The following is a 258-nucleotide window of genomic DNA, read 5'->3' as shown; positions in this document are numbered from 1 at the left end:
AGGGTGCACCGAGTGCTTGCCAGTCCGGTAGCAGCTCATCCAGAGCACGGGTTTCTATCACCGCGCCGGAAAGAATATGCGCCCCGACTTCAGAGCCTTTTTCGACCACACAAATGGTCAGTTCCTGACCCTGCTCCTGCGCCAGTTGGGCCAGTCGTATCGAGGCACTGAGGCCAGATGGACCTGCGCCGACAATGACGACATCGTAGGCCATGGATTCACGTTGGGTCATAGCTATCTCTCACGGTTCACAGCAGC

At 57.8% G+C, this 258-nt stretch carries 1 protein-coding gene; it reads right to left on the bottom strand.

All coding sequences use genetic code 11. The features are described from left to right. The coding region (locus Q4563_RS20805; protein ID WP_442903837.1) for an NAD(P)/FAD-dependent oxidoreductase at positions 1-232 on the bottom strand (232 nt) is incomplete at its 3' end. Between the last annotated feature and the right edge of the window lie 26 nt (positions 233-258).

It is taken from the genome of Gilvimarinus sp. 1_MG-2023 (genome assembly GCF_030548285.1).
The sequence above is the reverse complement of the archived record's forward strand: the minus strand, read 5'-3'. Positions and strand labels throughout refer to the sequence as shown.